A 14,693-nucleotide genomic window follows, 5' to 3' on the forward strand; every position below is an offset into this window, starting at 1 on the left:
TGGCTGGCTTCCAACCTTCCGCTTGCCATACAGGGCCGACCGTGAGCGTACGGCTCAAGTCCATCTGAAATCCATCGTTTACCGGCTGCAGAGCGGAAAGCTGTGCCGAATGAGCGCAGTGAACCTCATGTCAAAGCCGGCCCGACCGACAAGAGCCACTCGACCGTCGATATGTTCTTCACTCGGTGGAAAGTATCGACCAACCGTTCTCAGCTCGCCACTTTATCCCCTCGCGGCTCGTGCCTTGAGAGCGCGTCCTCTTGGCCGTCACGGCGCGACTTGGATTTGTCGGGGGCTATGCCGGCCCTCACGAGGGTTGTGCCTGCACTCCCTTCCGGAGGGTCAGGTAGACGCAATGGCTGACGATAAAGATTGCGGTGACAGTGTCACTGATATTCAGCGGATCCTCAAAGTCATCGGGCTTGTCGATACCATAAATTTTTCCACTGGTTGAGAAAGAAATAGTCAGCACGTCGTACGGCTGCGATTCGTCGTCGGGGTTGGGCTCCAGGCAGGTGACGGTGCCGACAGGGGAGTTCGTCTCGCTTAATGCGGACGAAAAGCGGAAAATAAGAGTCTTGTCAAGGAAATTAACCGTGAAGCAGTTCCTATCCAGATGATCATCAAATTTGACGATCGGCCCGAAACATTTCCTATCTCCCATATATTGTGCAGCTTCGAAAAATTCGCTGAACTTTTGATGAAGCACTTCAAATCGCCTTGCTAGTTCTTCGAGCGCGCGATAAATTGTTGTTGCATTTGGCATTTCCACCTCCAGGCAAACTTAATCGAAGACATAGATTATGCGCTACGTATTCCAGTGTGCGCAATGTATTTAGCTGGTCTTCCAGCTTTGCTACTCGCCGGCCGGAGCAGGTAGAACGTGGCGGCATTGGATCTTGACGCTGGTTGTGCCGTTCCCGACTTGCCTCTTACCGGGCCGCTCGATGGTGAATCTCCTCGCGCTGCAAATCCTCCCCTACCCACCGGTCTAGCGTAGCCTGATGTCGAGTAGCGCGATGGATTTCATGTGCCCCGAAGCTTGATTGTTTCGTCTATTGTTGGTCGCCAGGGCGTTCGCGACAAAAAAAGTCCTGTGGTGCGCCGCGCAACAGTGGTTCCGGATTAGGCATGCAAGCTACACTATGCAAGCGCCAATTCGGGGAGCGCTGACCACAGCTTTTTCGGGCGCAGGCGAAAGAGTGGGACTATAGCGATCCTCCGCTCCATTACTATTTATTTGCTTCACGCGACTGACTCAGGAAGACGTAAATTGGCCAAAGTGGTTTTCTCCTACTCGCACGTGGACGAGACATTGCGAAACGAGCTCGAAAAGCATCTTTCGCCCCTGAAACGCCAGGGCTTGATCGAAACCTGGCACGATCGCCGGATCGTTGCTGGGCAAGAATTCAATAATGAAATCGGCCAACACTTCGAGGATGCCGAACTCGTCTTGCTGCTCGTGAGTCCCGATTTCATCAATTCCGATTACTGCTACGACGTCGAAATGGTGCGCGCAGTCGAGCGTCACAACCTTGGGCTGGCGATCGTGATCCCGGTGATCTTGCGGGTCTGCCACTGGCACGATTTGCCGTTCGGCAAGCTATTGGCCGCCACACCGGATGGGAAGGCGGTCACTCAGTACCCTTCATTGGATGAGGGCTTTTTCCACGTCGTATCCGCGATCAAGGGCGCGCTCAATACGCTTCCCAAGTCGACTGCCGCTGCGCCAGCAGCGCTTGCGGCTCCACCGGTAGCGGCACCCGTGCAACCGGTGGTTACTACAACAACGTCCCGGTCCAGCAACCTGCGCATCAAGAAGGAATTTACTGACCGCGAGCGTGATTGCGCACGGGCTGAGTGTTTCGAGTTTGTAGCCAAGTACTTCGCTAACTCCCTGGAAGAGTTGAAGCAGCGCAATCCGGACATCGAAGTGAATTTCCGTCAGATCGATGCCAACAGCTTTGACGCGGCGATTTACGTCTCTGGGAAACGGCGATGCGGATGCGGAATCTGGATGGGAGGTAGGAGTTTCGGCGGCGACATCCTGTTCAGCCACAGCGGCGTTTCGCAGAACAGCTTCAACGAAAGCATGTCGATCCAGGACGACGGCTACTCGCTGGGGTTCAAGCCGCTCGGCTTCGCCCACCTCGGGCGCGATGGCCAAACGCTCCTCAATTACGAGGGAGTGGCGGAGTACTTCTGGGAAATGCTAATTCAGCCATTGCAGCGGTGAGTCGCCCCGCACGCTGCCTATCCTCGTGCGACATGCCCGCGATTTTTGGATTATTGCCCCCTCCGGGACATGCGCGACGAAAGTCGTATGTCAGCTCAGCTTTGGCAGCGTGAGTTCGCCGGACTGGTGAGCTACGGTTCTGTGTGATTGGACGTCGAAGCAGGATCGACGTCATGGTGTCGTGCCCTGTTCACATTCTGCCTACGCGGCGGAACTTGACATTAACCCCCTGACGTCTTGATGGTCGCAATGGCGCGAGTGCAGCTTCTTGCCTTGCCGCCCCCACTCCTCACAGTTGTCCCTGGATGTTTTGTGCGATCACGGAGCTCTTCGAGCAGCTCGCGAGCGAAGATAAGAGCGCGGTGCGCTCATACGGCTTCGTCGTCTCAAACCTCAACAACAAGGCGCGGCTGGAACCCAACAAACGTTTCGCCTGGATAGCCCTTCGGGTTCGCGACAACCCGTGTCGCGCCGATGCGGTAGTCGCAGGCGACGTGCGAATGGCCGTGAATCCACAGCGTCGGCTGATGCTCCAGGATCAGCCCTTCGAGGTTCGAGGCATACGCTGCAGTCACCAGATCACCCCGGAAGCGTGGCGCGATCGACTGGATCGACGGTGCATGATGTGTCACGACCACCGTCGGACCGTCGTGTGGCTGCGCGAGCTCGTGAGCAAGCCAGTCGCGGGCGTATTCGTGGATGCGCAGGGTGTCGACAGCCGACAGCATGACCTTCGTCGGCCCGTCTTTCAGCGCGACGATCTTCCGGTAATCGGTCATCTGCTCTTCGGCCGCGTTCATTGCTTCGCCGCGGCGATGGGTACCGAACAGCTGGAAGTCGGTCCAGAGCGTCGTTCCGAGAAAGCGCACGCCCTCGACCACGGTCGAGGACTTTTCGAGGAAGAAGCTGCCTGCACGCTCGGCTTCAGCGCGTAGTCCGTGCAACTGGCGCACCGTCGCGGGCATGTTCTGGCCGTAGAACTCGTGATTGCCTGCGACGTAGATCATCCACCGACCGCGCCACCCGCGAAACCGCTTGAAGCCCTTGGTGCCAACGTCGATATCGCCGGCCAGCACGAGTACGTCATAGTCGAGATCGGCCGGCTCCCACGGCTCGCCGAATTCGAGATGGACATCGGACGCAATGCCGAGCTTCATCACCAGATCCCTCGCGCTTTGTCGGCTTCCATGTCTGCAACCGTGAGCCGTGCACCTCTCGTACACGCCGCGCCGATGCACGCCGCCGTTTCCGACGGCTGGAGATCGTCCGCCAGGCGCGGGCCGTAGTAGTGTGCGTCTTGATTTGCGTTCCCGCGGATCGCTACTGCTTTAGCAAACGCCACGTCATCAAACACGCCTTCGAAGTCGTCGACCACTACTCGCGCGACGGGCGGCAGGCTCGCAAGGATCTCGAACAGTTCGCGAACGTTCAAATGCCCTCCTTATTGCATTTTGCCTATATCTGCCTTTCATTAGTCTCTTATGACTTCACTCTTTACAGATTCTGATCAAACTTTGTCATACGGCGAGAGCCGGGGCGATGATCTGCTCGGAGAGTCTGCAGGCGGCGGCGATGGCGCTGCGGCCAATGCGGGTGAGGTAATAGCGATAGGTTCCGCCGACCTTCTTGATGAGGCCGAAGTCGCGCAGGCGTTTCAGGTAGCGGGTGATGCTGGCTGGGGACAGCCGAGGGAGAAACGGTTTCAGGTCGGCACGGCGCACGCCGCGGATGTTGAACTGCGGACGTTGCAGGGAACACAGCAGGGAATGCTCGGTCTTGTCGAAGAAGTTGAAGCCCTTGATGCGATGGCCATCGACCTCTTTGGGCGTGGTGAGTTTGTCGAGGCTGCGATGGCCCGCAGAGAAATCATCGAGCGCGGAGAGGAATTCGAGATAGCGGCGGTTGCAGCCGGTGAGAATCTCGCGCAGATCGATCAGGCTGTAGATCGATTTCTTGACGGCAGCCAGTTCCCGGGTGGTGTGTCCATCGCGGTGTTCCACCTTGCGGTGGTGCTTGAAGAAGGAAACGTCGTTGGTGGTGGTCTCGAGGCGCAGCACGCGGCCGAACTTGTCGTACATCTTGACCGAGTTCCTGCCCATGCGATGCTTGATACAGGTGCCTTCGATGCGCGTGGACAGGCGGCTGTCGACTTCTTGCGCCAATTGCGCAGTCATCTTCTTGCCCAGGAAGCTCATCACCTGTTCGGCCTTGACCGAGACAATCGCCTCGCGCGAAATCGCGGCAAAGAGTGGCTTCAACGTCGCCTCGGAACGGAAGACCAGATCGGTCGAGCACTCCAGCTGCATCAGGCTCCAGTGGTAAGCCTGACCAAAGGCATCCAGCACCGGACAACATTCGGTGGCGTAGCGATCGAGAATCCGGTGCAGCAGGTCCGGGGAGAGGCTGTCCGCGAGTTGCTGCGCGCGCTCCCAGTCGTCGATGCGGATAAAGGCATTGTCCGCCGTGGCATAGCCGATGCCCGCGGCCGTGAGTTGTCGGGCGAGCCAGCTATGGCCGTTGCAGTAGAACTGGAGCCGGAACGGGCACCACGTGGGTACGCGCAGATAGACGAGCCCCAGTTCGGCGTCGATGAAGTAGAAGTAGTAATGCAGGCACTTGCCCGGAGTCGGACGCAGATAGGTCTGGTGGGTACGCTTGTCGTGCCAGGGCTTGTAGGACGAGCACGCTTCCATCGCGGAAATGACATGCACCAGTCCGGGATGATCGCCGCGCCCCTTGATCACGGCAGCAACGACATCTTCCTTGCGAATGTGCGCCTTGGCGAGGTATTCCACCTTCGCCCCCGCTGTTGCCGCCAGTTGCTCGGCGCCCGCCCGGATGCGCTCGCGCAGCGGCTCGGCAAAGCGCGGGTAGTCAAAAATACGGATGTGGTGCGCGTTCAGGAAACTGGTCATCCCCGCGTGATGGCAGGCGCCCGGCAGCGTGCCCGTAATGACGATCCGGTCGTAACAGGTCAACACGCCGGCTATCCGGTCACGGTAGCGTTCAAGAAGCGGTGCGTTCATCGCAACCTCCACTTCGCGTCACAGGGCGCTGACACTTTAACCTGTTTGGTTCCGGCTACGCCGGCTTAGCAGGGTGTTGATTTAATACGTTTTCCTGCATCTACGCGGGTTCTACGGCTGATATAATTACGTTCGCATTACGACACCGATTATTCCCATGCGCGGCATCGACCACAAACAAGGCGCCCTGTTCAGCTACGTCAATATCGAAGACCGAATTGACCCGGATCACCCTTTGCGCCGGATCAAGACGTTGGCCGATATGGTTTTGCGCACGATGTCGCCGCACTTCGATGCGCTGTATGCCGAGGGCGGACGTCCGTCGATTGCACCGGAACGATTGCTGCGAGCTTCGTTGTTGCAATGTCTGTTTTCGATTCGCTCGGAGCGTGCGCTGGTCGAACATATCGACTTCAACATGATGTTCCGCTGGTTCGTCGGCCTGACGCTGGACGAGCCGGTATGGGATCACTCGACGTTCAGCGCCAATCGCGAGCGACTCCTCAAGGAGAGCGTGATGCGCGAGTTCTTCGGTGGCGTGGTGGCGGTGGCCGAATGGGCCGAACTGGTGTCGGACGAGCATTTCAGCGTCGACGGTTCGCTGTTGCGGGCGTGGGCCTCGCACAAGAGCCTGATGGCTCGCGACAACTCGGACGAGCCGCCGGGACCGGACCAGGGGCGTAACCCCGAGGTGGACTTTCGCGGCAAGAAACGCTCGAACAAGACGCACGTCTCGCGTACCGACCCGCAGGCGCTGCTGGCCAGCAAGGGTGGTGGCGTGGCGTATCTGAGCTACACCACGCATGCGCTGGCCGAGAATCGGCACGGCCTGATCGTCGATGTCCACACCACGACGGCCACCGGAACCGCCGAGCGTGAGGCGGCGTTGGTGATGGCCAAGCGCAGCATCAAACCGGGCAATTCGACGCACAAGCCAACACTGGCGGCCGACCGAGGGTATGACACCGCCGAGTTCATCGCCGCGCTCGAGCCCCTTGGGATTGCCCCGCACGTCGCGGCCAAAACCAAGGGCAGCGCGGTACCAGAGAAAGTGAAGTCGCCCCCGGGCTACGCGGTCAGCCTGCGTCGGCGCAAGATGATCGAAGAGGCCTTTGGCTGGGCGAAGGAGATCGGCACCCTGCGCCATGCGATGGCGCGTGGGCTGGATCGAATCGGTGCGCATGCGTTGCTCAATTTCTCGGCCTATAACCTGACGAGATTGGGCAATCTGCTGGCACCGTGATTCGCGAGCGCCATTGCGCTCTGCGGATGGAAGAAGTTGTGGACGAAAAACCATCTCTTTGCGGCGACAGGAGCGCTGCTGATTTGCGGTAGCACGCTCGACGGAAAAGTCCGCTTGAATCGGAATGATCACGGGCAGGCGCGCGCTTTTCAATGTCGATTTTTTTCCAGCAAGCTGGAAACCGAAGGTGAAGACGAGATTTTCAACGCCCTGTTAGGGCTGGTGAAGAATCGCCGTCATGAGTTCAGCGCTTCATTCCACGCCCTGATAAACCGCTCTTGCCGGCAGAACTTGAGGGCGAAGGCGCGGGAGTGGCGCCCCAGAGCCGCATTGCGTACGTCAAACACCTGAGCGTCACGCGCAAGAACGAATCCAACTCAGCCGAAAGGGTGTCGGCGCGCATCCAATATTACCCAGCCGTGCGCGTTGAATTTTACCCAGGGACTTTAGCCACGCGTCATTGCGCGGACTGCTTTTCAGTGTAGCCCAACGGATCGGTTTTTCGGTTCCGCTGGTCGGTCTGTCGGAATGCGCAGAGGGAACCCGTGCAGGGCGTAGCCCGGAGCGGGTTCCCTCTGCGCGGCGACCGATCAGAAGGGTTCATCCTCCGTCACAGCGATCTTTCCCCGTTTGATCTGCTCGCGCGCCGCGATGCGCGACTTCGCATCGGCCGTGCTTTGGCGGAAGCGATAGGACTCGTTGCCGGTCTCGACGATGTGGCAGTGGTGCGTGATCCGGTCGAGCAGCGCCGTGGTCATCTTCGCGTCACCGAACACGGTCGCCCATTCGCCGAAGGTCAGGTTGGTCGTGATCATCACGCTGGTGTGCTCGTAGAGCTTCGAGAGCAGGTGGAAGAGCAATGCCCCGCCCGACTGGCTGAAGGGCAAATATCCGAGCTCGTCGAGAATCACCAAATCCATGCGCAGCAAGGAGAAGGCGAGTCGGCCCGCCTTGCCGGCGGCCTTCTCCTGTTCGAGCAGATTCACGAGATCGACGGTGGAATAGAAGCGCACCCGCTTGCCGTGACGAGTGATGCCGGAGACCCCGAGCGCCGTCGCCAGGTGCGACTTCCCGGTACCCGTTCCGCCGATGAACACGGCGTTGTGGGCGGCTTCGGTGAAGGACAGCGTGGCCAGTTCGTGGATCAGTTCGCGATCGACTTTGGACTGCTCGAAGTCGAAGCCGGCAAGATCCCGGTGCACCGGGAACTTCGCCGCGTGCAGCTGGTAGGCGATGGAGCGCACGTGCCGGTCGGCATCCTCGGCCTGCAGCAGATGTTCGAGAAGCCAGCGCGAACTCTGCGCGGCCGTCTCCCCTTGAGCAGTCAGGTCAGCCCACGCGTCGGCCATGCCGTACAGGCGCAGGCTCTTGAGTTCGGCGATCAGGTCACGCATGGCTCGCCTCCCCACACAGGCGGTCGTAGCGTTGCGGATCGGCTACCGGCGCCTCGCTCACGGTGAGCGCCGTCGCGACCTGCTCCGGTGGCGGTGTGGACTTGAGTCGGTTGAGTACGTTCTCGACGTGTTCGGGGCTCGGGCGCCCCGATTCGAGCACCACCTCGATGGCCATCAGCACCGTCTCCAAGCCGTGCGCAGGGACGGCGGCAAGCACTTTGGCCATGAGGCGGTCGCCGCCCTCGCGCTTGAGGAGCAAGGCGCGCAGCCGCTGCAGCGGCTCGGGCATGTCGGCGAAGGGGGCGCCGTTGCGCAGCGCCCCGGGCTTGCGCTCGATCAGCGGCAGGTAGTGCTGCCAGTCGTAGCGGGCCTCGTTGCGGCCGAAGCTGCGCACGTGGCTCGCTACCACCGCATCGTGGGCGACGAGGTCGATGCGCTCCGGGTAGACGCGGATGCCCACCACCTGCCCCACCAGTTCGCAGGGCGCCGAGTAGCGACAGCGATCGAAGCTCACGAGGCAGGTGCTCGACACCTTGCCGACGGTTTCCACGTAGCCGTCGAAGGGCACGATCATCGGCATCAGTTGCGGCCGTTCCTGTTCGAGCATCTCGGCCAGCGTGAGGTCGTAGTCGGGATGCTTGAGTTCCTGCCACAGACTGCGGCAGCGCCCCAGCAGCCACAGGTTCAGTTCCGTGAAGGAGCCGAAGCGCACCGCCGCCGCGTCCTGCCAGATGCGGCGCCGGCTGTCCTGCACGTTCTTCTCGACGACGCCCTTCTCCCATCCCGCAGCAACGTTGCAGAAGTCCGGGTCGAAGAGGTAGTGCGAGGCCATCGCCGCGAAGCGCGTATTGACCACGCGTGCCTTGCCCTTCTTCACGCGATCGACGGCGGTCTTCATATTGTCGTAGATGCCGCGCCGGGCAATTCCGCCCAGGGTCGCGAACGCCCGCGCATGCGCGTCGAAGAGCATCTCGTGGCTCTGCGTCGGGTAGGCCTGGACGACAAAGGCGCGGCTGTAGCACAGCTTCAGATGCGCGACGAGGATCTTGCGCCACACCCCGCCGATCACGAGGTGTTCCTCGCTCCAGTCGAACTGGTGGGCCTCGCCCGCTTCGAACTGCAGCGGCACGAAGGCCTTGGTGACCGCGGTGCCACCTTGCGCACGCCAGCGCCGGATGAATTCGGTGACGCGGCTATAGTCGCCGTCAAACCCCTGCGCCTGCAATTCGGTGAAAAGCTTGAGGGCGCTGCGCCGATCCCGCACCGGCCGTCGCCCATCGATCTCGAGCATCTTCACCAGTTGCGCCGCATACGGCGTGATCTTGGTGTCGCCGCCGCAGCGCCGATACTTCGGCTCCAGCCCCTCGGGCGCCTGCAGCCACTTGCGGATCGTCTTGCGCGTGAGCCCCGTGCGCCGCTCGATCTCCGACAGCGACTGCCCCTCGCGGTAGTACAACCGCCTTACCTTACCCAGCATGTTCATGGTCATCATCTCCTCGGTTCCCCGCTTCACAACGGAAGCGGCGGAGGTTAATGACCCTGGGTAATTTTCAGCGTGCACACCCCGCTAAAACTGGGTAGTTTTCATCGCGCGCCAACAACATGCCGAACCCGGCACACAGCGACAGACACTTCCGTGCAAATGTTCTCATCAACGTCTCCTCCTGAAGATTTCACGATGTTCGCGACACTCAATAATTGAAGCGCTTTATAGTGTTAACTCGCATGTGCTTCAACGTATAAAGAGATTAGCACACCTTTTTTTGAAGCGATTCATTTTGTTGATTTGGTGCCTGAACCAAATTTTCCGGGCTATCATCACAGCGTAGATGAAGGCATCTCCGCAGCAACGTAAAGCTGTTACGTATCCACAATGGACATCCACAAACCCAGCTGAACAAGGCAATGCCAAAACAGACCAGACCCGCCACCCTGGAAGATGTTGCACGTCTCGCAGGCGTATCGTTGGGCAGTGCGTCGCGCGCGCTGTCGATACCTGAAGCAGTGAAGCCGAAGACGCTGACCAAGGTCATGACCGCAGTGTCGCAGCTTGGCTACGTGCGGAATGGCGCCGCCAGGGCCCTCGCATCGCGCAAGACACACACGATTGCGGCGATCTATCCGACGCTGAAGAATCCGATGTACGCCAACTCGGTCGACTCGCTGCAGCAGACCTTATCCAGCGTGGGCTACCAACTCGTAATCGGCAGCCATGAATACAGCGTCGAGCGCGAGATCAACGTCGTGCGAGCCATTGTCGAGAACAGCATCGACGGGATCATCCTCGTCGGTGCGGACCACGATGAAGAAGTGTTCCGGCTGATCCGCCAACGCAATCTCCCCTACGTCCTGACGTGGTCGGTCGATGAGAGCGACTATCAGCACAAGGTCGGCTTCTCGAATCACGTTGCCGCGTACGAGATGGCGAAACGCGTCCTCGCAAAAGGGCACACGCGCATCGCGCTGTGTGGCGGGCCGACCATCCACAACGAGCGCGCCCGCGCTCGAATCGCGGGCACACTCGCGGCGATCCGCGAAGCGGGACTGGAGGTGCCACCCCACTGGATCATCGAAGCCCCGTTCTCGCTCGAAGGGGGGAGTGAGGTAATTGCCAAGCTATGGCAGATGGCAGACCGGCCAACGGCGCTGATGTGCGGCACCGACCTGCACGCCATTGGCGCGCTCCACGAATGCAGGCTGCGGGGCATCGAGGTTCCGCAAACCCTGTCCGTGACCGGATTCGACGACATCGAATTCGCCCGCATTGCGACGCCTCCCCTCACCACGGTGCGCGTCCCGATCACCGAGATCGGAGTGCACACTGCCCACAAGATCGTCGCGCTGATCGAGGACCGGCCGCTGGGTGACGAACCCCTGCTGTTGACGCAGATCGTCGAGCGCGAGAGCCTCGCCGCACCTTCCCCGCTACAGTAACGCGGCGAGGGCGCGGCGAGGCGCAGCCAAATGCGGTGCGCAGCGTCAGCCGCGGCCGGCATCCTCCAGAATCAGCTCCGCCGCCTTCTCGGCCACCATCATCACGGCCGCCTGGGTGTTCCCGGATACCATTCTGGGCATCACCGAGGCATCGACGACGCGTAGTCCGGCGAGCCCTCGCACGCGAAGGCGCAGGTCGACCACGGCATCGTCGTCTTCTCCCATGCGGCAGGTGCCGATCGGGTGATAGATCGTCTGGCCGTTCGCACGCGCGAACTCGAGCCAGTCCGCATCGCTGACGACGTCGCTGCCGGGACTCATCTCATGCTCGATGTACTTTCGCAGTGCCGGCTGACCGACGATGCGTCGTGCGATCTGCATGCCGCGCACCATGCACTGCTGGTCGACCTCGGACGCGAGGAAGTTCGGGCGGATCACCGGGCCCGCGTGAGGATCGGCCGAGCGGGCGTGAATGCTGCCGACGGACTCGGGGCGCAATTGGGTCACGCCGATCGTCATGCCTGGCGCCCGGTCGAGGATCCGCTCCGCCGCGTTGGCGTAACTCGCATGCACGAAGAAGTACTGCACGTCGGGCGTCGGCAGCTCGGGCCGAGTCCGCACGAATCCGTGCACCAGGCCGGTCCCCAGTGTCAGGATGCCCGTACGGCGAGTGAAATACTCTGCCACCGCCAGCGCAAGGCGCCATCCACGCGCCATCTCGTTCAGCGTCACGGTATTCCTGACGCGCCAGTTCATTCGCGTCGCGAAATGGTCGATGTAGTTCTCGCCGACGCCAGCGAGCGGGTGCAGCACCGGAATCCCCAGTGATTGCAGCAACGCAGGCCTGCCGATGCCGGAGAGTTCGAGAATTTGCGGCGTCTGGACCGCACCGGCGGCCATGATCACCTCGACCTTCGCCTGCACCGTGACTTCCCGCTCACCCACGCGATAGGTCACGCCGGCACAACGCCGACCGTCAAGATTCAAGCGAAGCACATGGGCATTGGTCACGATGCACAGATTGCCCCGCCGGCGTGCCGGCTTCAGGTAGCCATCGACGACACTCCAGCGACGGCCACGGTGCTGGGCGACCTGATAGTAGCCAAAACCGTCCTGCCGGCCGGCGTTGTAATCCTCATTAAGGGCATGCCCGTCTTCACGCGCAGCCTGCAGGAAGGCATCGGCGATCGGAAAGCGCTCATCCACGCGTGACAGATTCATCGGGCCGTCATGGCCTCGCCGCTCATCGCCTTCCTGGTAGCTTTCGAGCTTTTTGAAATACGGCTCGACGTCGCGCGCCCCCCACCCACGGGCCCCGGCCTGCTCCCATGAATCATAGTCCTCGGGCTGACCACGGGCGTAGATCATCCCGTTGATCAGGGTCGATCCGCCGAGACCCTTGCCACGTGGCACTGCGATCTTGCGGCGAAGCGTGTTGTCCTCGGGTTCGGTCTCGAAGCGCCAGTTGAATTTCGGATTGGTCAGCAGCTTGCTGAAGCCAGCCGGGATGGGAATCCACATACTGCGTGCCTCGCCACCGGCTTCGAGCATCAAGACGCGGAAGCGCCCCGATGCGGTCAAACGGTTGGCCAGAATGCAGCCGGCAGTCCCGCCGCCGACGATGATGTAGTCAAATTGGTCCATGGCATCATCACCCGGTGACAATTGTTTGAGGAAGCACCTTGCCCGGATTCATCAACCCGGCCGGGTCGAGGGCAAGCTTGATGCGCCGGGCCAGCTCGAGTTCCGGAGCCGACCGACAGCGGTGCAACTCATCGACCCGGTACTGGCCGATTCCGTGTTCGGCTGAGATGCTTCCGCCATGGTCGACGACAAGGTCATGGACGAGGCGATTCAGGGCCTGACTGTCGGCGTCAGGCGGAATGATCACGTTGTAGTGGATATTGCCGTCACCGGCGTGGCCGAATGCGTTGATGCGCGCCAGCGGAAACGCGTTCATCACAGCCTCGTCGGCAACTCGCAGAAAGGCCGGAATGAGCGCGATCGGAACCGACACGTCGTGCTTGATCGAACGCCCCTCGCGCGCTTCCGCCTCGGTGATCGATTCGCGAAGGTGCCACAACTCACGCTCTTGTTTCTCGGACTCGGCGATCACTCCGTCGCTCGCCGCGCCGCGCTCAAGCACGTCAGCCAACATCTCCTCCACTGCATCACGAAGCGACGGCAGCGAGGAACTGGCCTCCAGCAACACATACCACGGGGCCGGGGCCAGGGGCGTCGTCAGTCCGACGTGGCGCGCAACGAGCTCGAGTGCCGGACCGGACATCAGCTCGAACGCATTCAGCGTCTCGCCGATCGCCTGACGTGCCAGACGCAGGACCGCCAGCGCTTCGTCCGCGGACGGCACGGCCAGCAGCGCCGTCACCCGCTGTCGCGACTTTGGCGCAAGCTGCAGCACCGCCGCGGTAATGATGCCCAGCGTGCCTTCGGTACCGATGAACAGCTGCTTCCAGTCGTACCCCGCATTGTCCTTGCGCAACTGTCGCAAACCGCTGACGATCGAGCCATCGGCCGTCACCACCTCCAGCCCGAGCACCCGCCCGCGCGCCATGCCATAGCGCAACACATTGGTGCCCCCTGCATTGGTCGACAGGATGCCGCCTATCCGTGCCGAACCTTCGGCCGCAAGGGTAATCGGCAACAGCAAACCCGCGTCGGCCGCCGCCTCCTGGGCGACCTGCAGGATGCAGCCGGCTTCGACTTCCATCGTCTCGCCGATAACGTCAAGGCTGCGAATCGCAGACATGCGTGACAGTGACAGGATCACCTGCTCACCGCTGGCGTCAGGCGTCGCCCCGCCCGAAAGACCGGTGTTCCCGCCATGCGGAACGATCGGCACACGGGCCGCCGCGCACAGTCGCACCACCGCCGCAACCTCCGCCGTGCAGCGCGGCAACACCGCACACCGTGCCCTGCCCTTGAACATGCCTCGCCAATCAGTGCAGAACGGCGCCAGATCGGCCTCGTCGGTGATGACGCCACGCTCGCCCACGATGCAGCGCAATGCCTCAATCGAGAAGTCTTCCATCATGCCCCCGCCGCCTCGGCTATTCCCATGAATGCAGCCATCAGCTCGATCTGGCACGCGAGCATCGGCGCACCGTAGTGAATGCGGCAGCCCTGCCGCCTGGCAGCCAGCAGCAATGGCGTGTCGGCCGGCTGCATGATGATTTCCGCGACGATCTGGTTCGCTTCCAGGCGTTGCGCGTCGCACGGCAACGCATCCCCCGGACGCAGCCCCAGCGAGGTTCCATTGACGACGATGTCATGGCCTGACGGATCGTCCGTCCCCACGGCAAGGGGCAGGAGCGGGTAGGCCGCAGCGAGACGGTCGACGAGGTCGATGGCCTTTGCAGTCGTGCGGTTGGCGACGGTCAGCCGTGCCACACCGGCCTTCGCCAGCGCAAACGCGATCGCGTTGGCCGCTCCGCCGGCGCCGGCGAGATACGCGCTGCGTCCCTCGGGGTCAATTCCCTCCCGCCGCAACCCGGCGATAAAGCCTTCACCGTCCAGCATCTCGCCGATCAGGCGGCCGTCCGGACTTCTCCGAACCACGTTGACCGCACCAATTCGCACCGCTGCCGGTGACACCTCGTCGCACAGCGCCACCATCGCGGTCTTGTGCGGCACGGTCACAACGAAGCCGTCCAGGTTGTTCATGTCCCGCAGGCCGGCCACCACCGACGCAAGCTTCCCGGCGGTAACATGAATCGGCACCATCACGCTATCGACCCCGCGCGCCTGCAGCAGACGGTTGATCCCCTGAGGGGTTTTCACGTGATGGATCGGGTCGGCAAGAATGGCGCAGATTCGCGTCGTTCCAGTAATCTTGTTCATGG

General features: G+C 61.5%; 13 protein-coding genes. 4 read left to right on the plus strand and 9 right to left on the minus strand.

Annotated elements, in window-relative coordinates; all coding sequences use genetic code 11:
* Positions 1 to 307: 307 nt before the first annotated feature.
* Positions 308 to 766 (minus strand): hypothetical protein, encoded by a 459-nt coding sequence (locus U5817_RS11860; RefSeq protein WP_157354170.1) that lies wholly within the window; start codon positions 764 to 766, stop codon positions 308 to 310.
* Between the two features lie 516 nt (positions 767 to 1,282).
* On the opposite strand from U5817_RS11860, the gene U5817_RS11865 reads away from it, so the two are divergent.
* Positions 1,283 to 2,236, plus strand: coding sequence for a TIR domain-containing protein (locus U5817_RS11865; RefSeq protein WP_407281060.1), 954 nt, complete (start codon positions 1,283 to 1,285; stop codon positions 2,234 to 2,236).
* A gap of 386 nt (positions 2,237 to 2,622) precedes the next feature.
* Here U5817_RS11865 and U5817_RS11870 read toward each other — a convergent pair whose 3' ends face one another.
* The 3 genes from U5817_RS11870 to U5817_RS11880 all read right to left on the minus strand — a co-directional run bounded on the left by U5817_RS11870 (position 2,623) and on the right by U5817_RS11880 (position 5,262).
* Entirely contained in the window at positions 2,623 to 3,393 is a 771-nt protein-coding gene (locus U5817_RS11870; RefSeq protein WP_407280870.1) for a metallophosphoesterase, read from the minus strand.
* Positions 3,393 to 3,668, minus strand: coding sequence for a hypothetical protein (locus tag U5817_RS11875; protein ID WP_407280871.1), 276 nt, complete (start codon positions 3,666 to 3,668; stop codon positions 3,393 to 3,395). The genes U5817_RS11870 and U5817_RS11875 overlap by 1 nt, the downstream gene beginning before the upstream one ends.
* Before the next feature lie 85 nt (positions 3,669 to 3,753).
* Positions 3,754 to 5,262 (minus strand): MarR family transcriptional regulator, encoded by a 1,509-nt coding sequence (locus U5817_RS11880; protein WP_407280872.1) that lies wholly within the window; start codon positions 5,260 to 5,262, stop codon positions 3,754 to 3,756.
* A gap of 157 nt (positions 5,263 to 5,419) precedes the next feature.
* Between U5817_RS11880 and U5817_RS11885 the strand changes: the two genes are divergently transcribed.
* Complete coding sequence (locus U5817_RS11885) at positions 5,420 to 6,505, plus strand: IS5 family transposase (RefSeq protein WP_407280873.1); 1,086 nt, start codon at positions 5,420 to 5,422, stop codon at positions 6,503 to 6,505.
* Positions 6,506 to 6,541: 36 nt separating this feature from the next.
* Positions 6,542 to 6,856 (plus strand): hypothetical protein, encoded by a 315-nt coding sequence (locus tag U5817_RS11890; RefSeq protein ID WP_407280874.1) that lies wholly within the window; start codon positions 6,542 to 6,544, stop codon positions 6,854 to 6,856.
* Positions 6,857 to 7,095: 239 nt separating this feature from the next.
* On the opposite strand, the gene istB is transcribed toward U5817_RS11890, so the two are convergent.
* On the minus strand, positions 7,096 to 7,899 hold the full coding sequence (gene istB, locus U5817_RS11895; protein WP_407279178.1) for an IS21-like element helper ATPase IstB: 804 nt from the start codon (positions 7,897 to 7,899) through the stop codon (positions 7,096 to 7,098).
* Positions 7,892 to 9,382, minus strand: a complete 1,491-nt coding sequence (istA, locus tag U5817_RS11900) for an IS21 family transposase (RefSeq protein ID WP_407279177.1) — start codon at positions 9,380 to 9,382, stop codon at positions 7,892 to 7,894. Before istA ends, istB begins: the two co-directional genes overlap by 8 nt.
* Positions 9,383 to 9,804: 422 nt before the next feature.
* On the opposite strand from istA, the gene U5817_RS11905 reads away from it, so the two are divergent.
* Entirely contained in the window at positions 9,805 to 10,833 is a 1,029-nt protein-coding gene (locus tag U5817_RS11905) for a LacI family DNA-binding transcriptional regulator (RefSeq protein ID WP_407280876.1), read from the plus strand.
* Positions 10,834 to 10,878: 45 nt separating this feature from the next.
* On the opposite strand, the gene U5817_RS11910 is transcribed toward U5817_RS11905, so the two are convergent.
* Genes U5817_RS11910 through U5817_RS11920 form a run of 3 tightly spaced genes read right to left on the minus strand, consistent with a single transcriptional unit; the run spans position 10,879 to position 14,691 of the window.
* Positions 10,879 to 12,477: a GMC family oxidoreductase gene (locus U5817_RS11910; protein WP_407280878.1), complete on the minus strand. Its 1,599-nt coding sequence runs from the start codon at positions 12,475 to 12,477 to the stop codon at positions 10,879 to 10,881.
* Positions 12,478 to 12,484: 7 nt separating this feature from the next.
* On the minus strand, positions 12,485 to 13,885 hold the full coding sequence (locus U5817_RS11915) for an FAD-binding oxidoreductase (protein ID WP_407280879.1): 1,401 nt from the start codon (positions 13,883 to 13,885) through the stop codon (positions 12,485 to 12,487).
* Positions 13,882 to 14,691: a shikimate dehydrogenase family protein gene (locus U5817_RS11920; protein ID WP_407280880.1), complete on the minus strand. Its 810-nt coding sequence runs from the start codon at positions 14,689 to 14,691 to the stop codon at positions 13,882 to 13,884. Before U5817_RS11920 ends, U5817_RS11915 begins: the two co-directional genes overlap by 4 nt.
* Positions 14,692 to 14,693 lie beyond the last annotated feature (2 nt).

It is taken from the genome of Aromatoleum evansii, from assembly GCF_045689615.1.
GTDB lineage: Bacteria > Pseudomonadota > Gammaproteobacteria > Burkholderiales > Rhodocyclaceae > Aromatoleum > Aromatoleum evansii.

What these genes read in the sequence shown, in the direction of transcription:
- U5817_RS11860 (WP_157354170.1), bottom strand. Translation starts at nt 766, where the DNA reads ATGCCAAATGCAACAACAATTTATCGCGCGCTCGAAGAACTAGCAAGG.
- U5817_RS11870 (WP_407280870.1), bottom strand. Translation starts at nt 3,393, where the DNA reads ATGAAGCTCGGCATTGCGTCCGATGTCCATCTCGAATTCGGCGAGCCG.
- U5817_RS11880 (WP_407280872.1), bottom strand. Translation starts at nt 5,262, where the DNA reads ATGAACGCACCGCTTCTTGAACGCTACCGTGACCGGATAGCCGGCGTG.
- U5817_RS11885 (WP_407280873.1), top strand. Translation starts at nt 5,420, where the DNA reads ATGCGCGGCATCGACCACAAACAAGGCGCCCTGTTCAGCTACGTCAAT.
- istB (WP_407279178.1), bottom strand. Translation starts at nt 7,899, where the DNA reads ATGCGTGACCTGATCGCCGAACTCAAGAGCCTGCGCCTGTACGGCATG.
- istA (WP_407279177.1), bottom strand. Translation starts at nt 9,382, where the DNA reads ATGAACATGCTGGGTAAGGTAAGGCGGTTGTACTACCGCGAGGGGCAG.
- U5817_RS11905 (WP_407280876.1), top strand. Translation starts at nt 9,805, where the DNA reads ATGCCAAAACAGACCAGACCCGCCACCCTGGAAGATGTTGCACGTCTC.
- U5817_RS11910 (WP_407280878.1), bottom strand. Translation starts at nt 12,477, where the DNA reads ATGGACCAATTTGACTACATCATCGTCGGCGGCGGGACTGCCGGCTGC.
- U5817_RS11915 (WP_407280879.1), bottom strand. Translation starts at nt 13,885, where the DNA reads ATGATGGAAGACTTCTCGATTGAGGCATTGCGCTGCATCGTGGGCGAG.
- U5817_RS11920 (WP_407280880.1), bottom strand. Translation starts at nt 14,691, where the DNA reads ATGAACAAGATTACTGGAACGACGCGAATCTGCGCCATTCTTGCCGAC.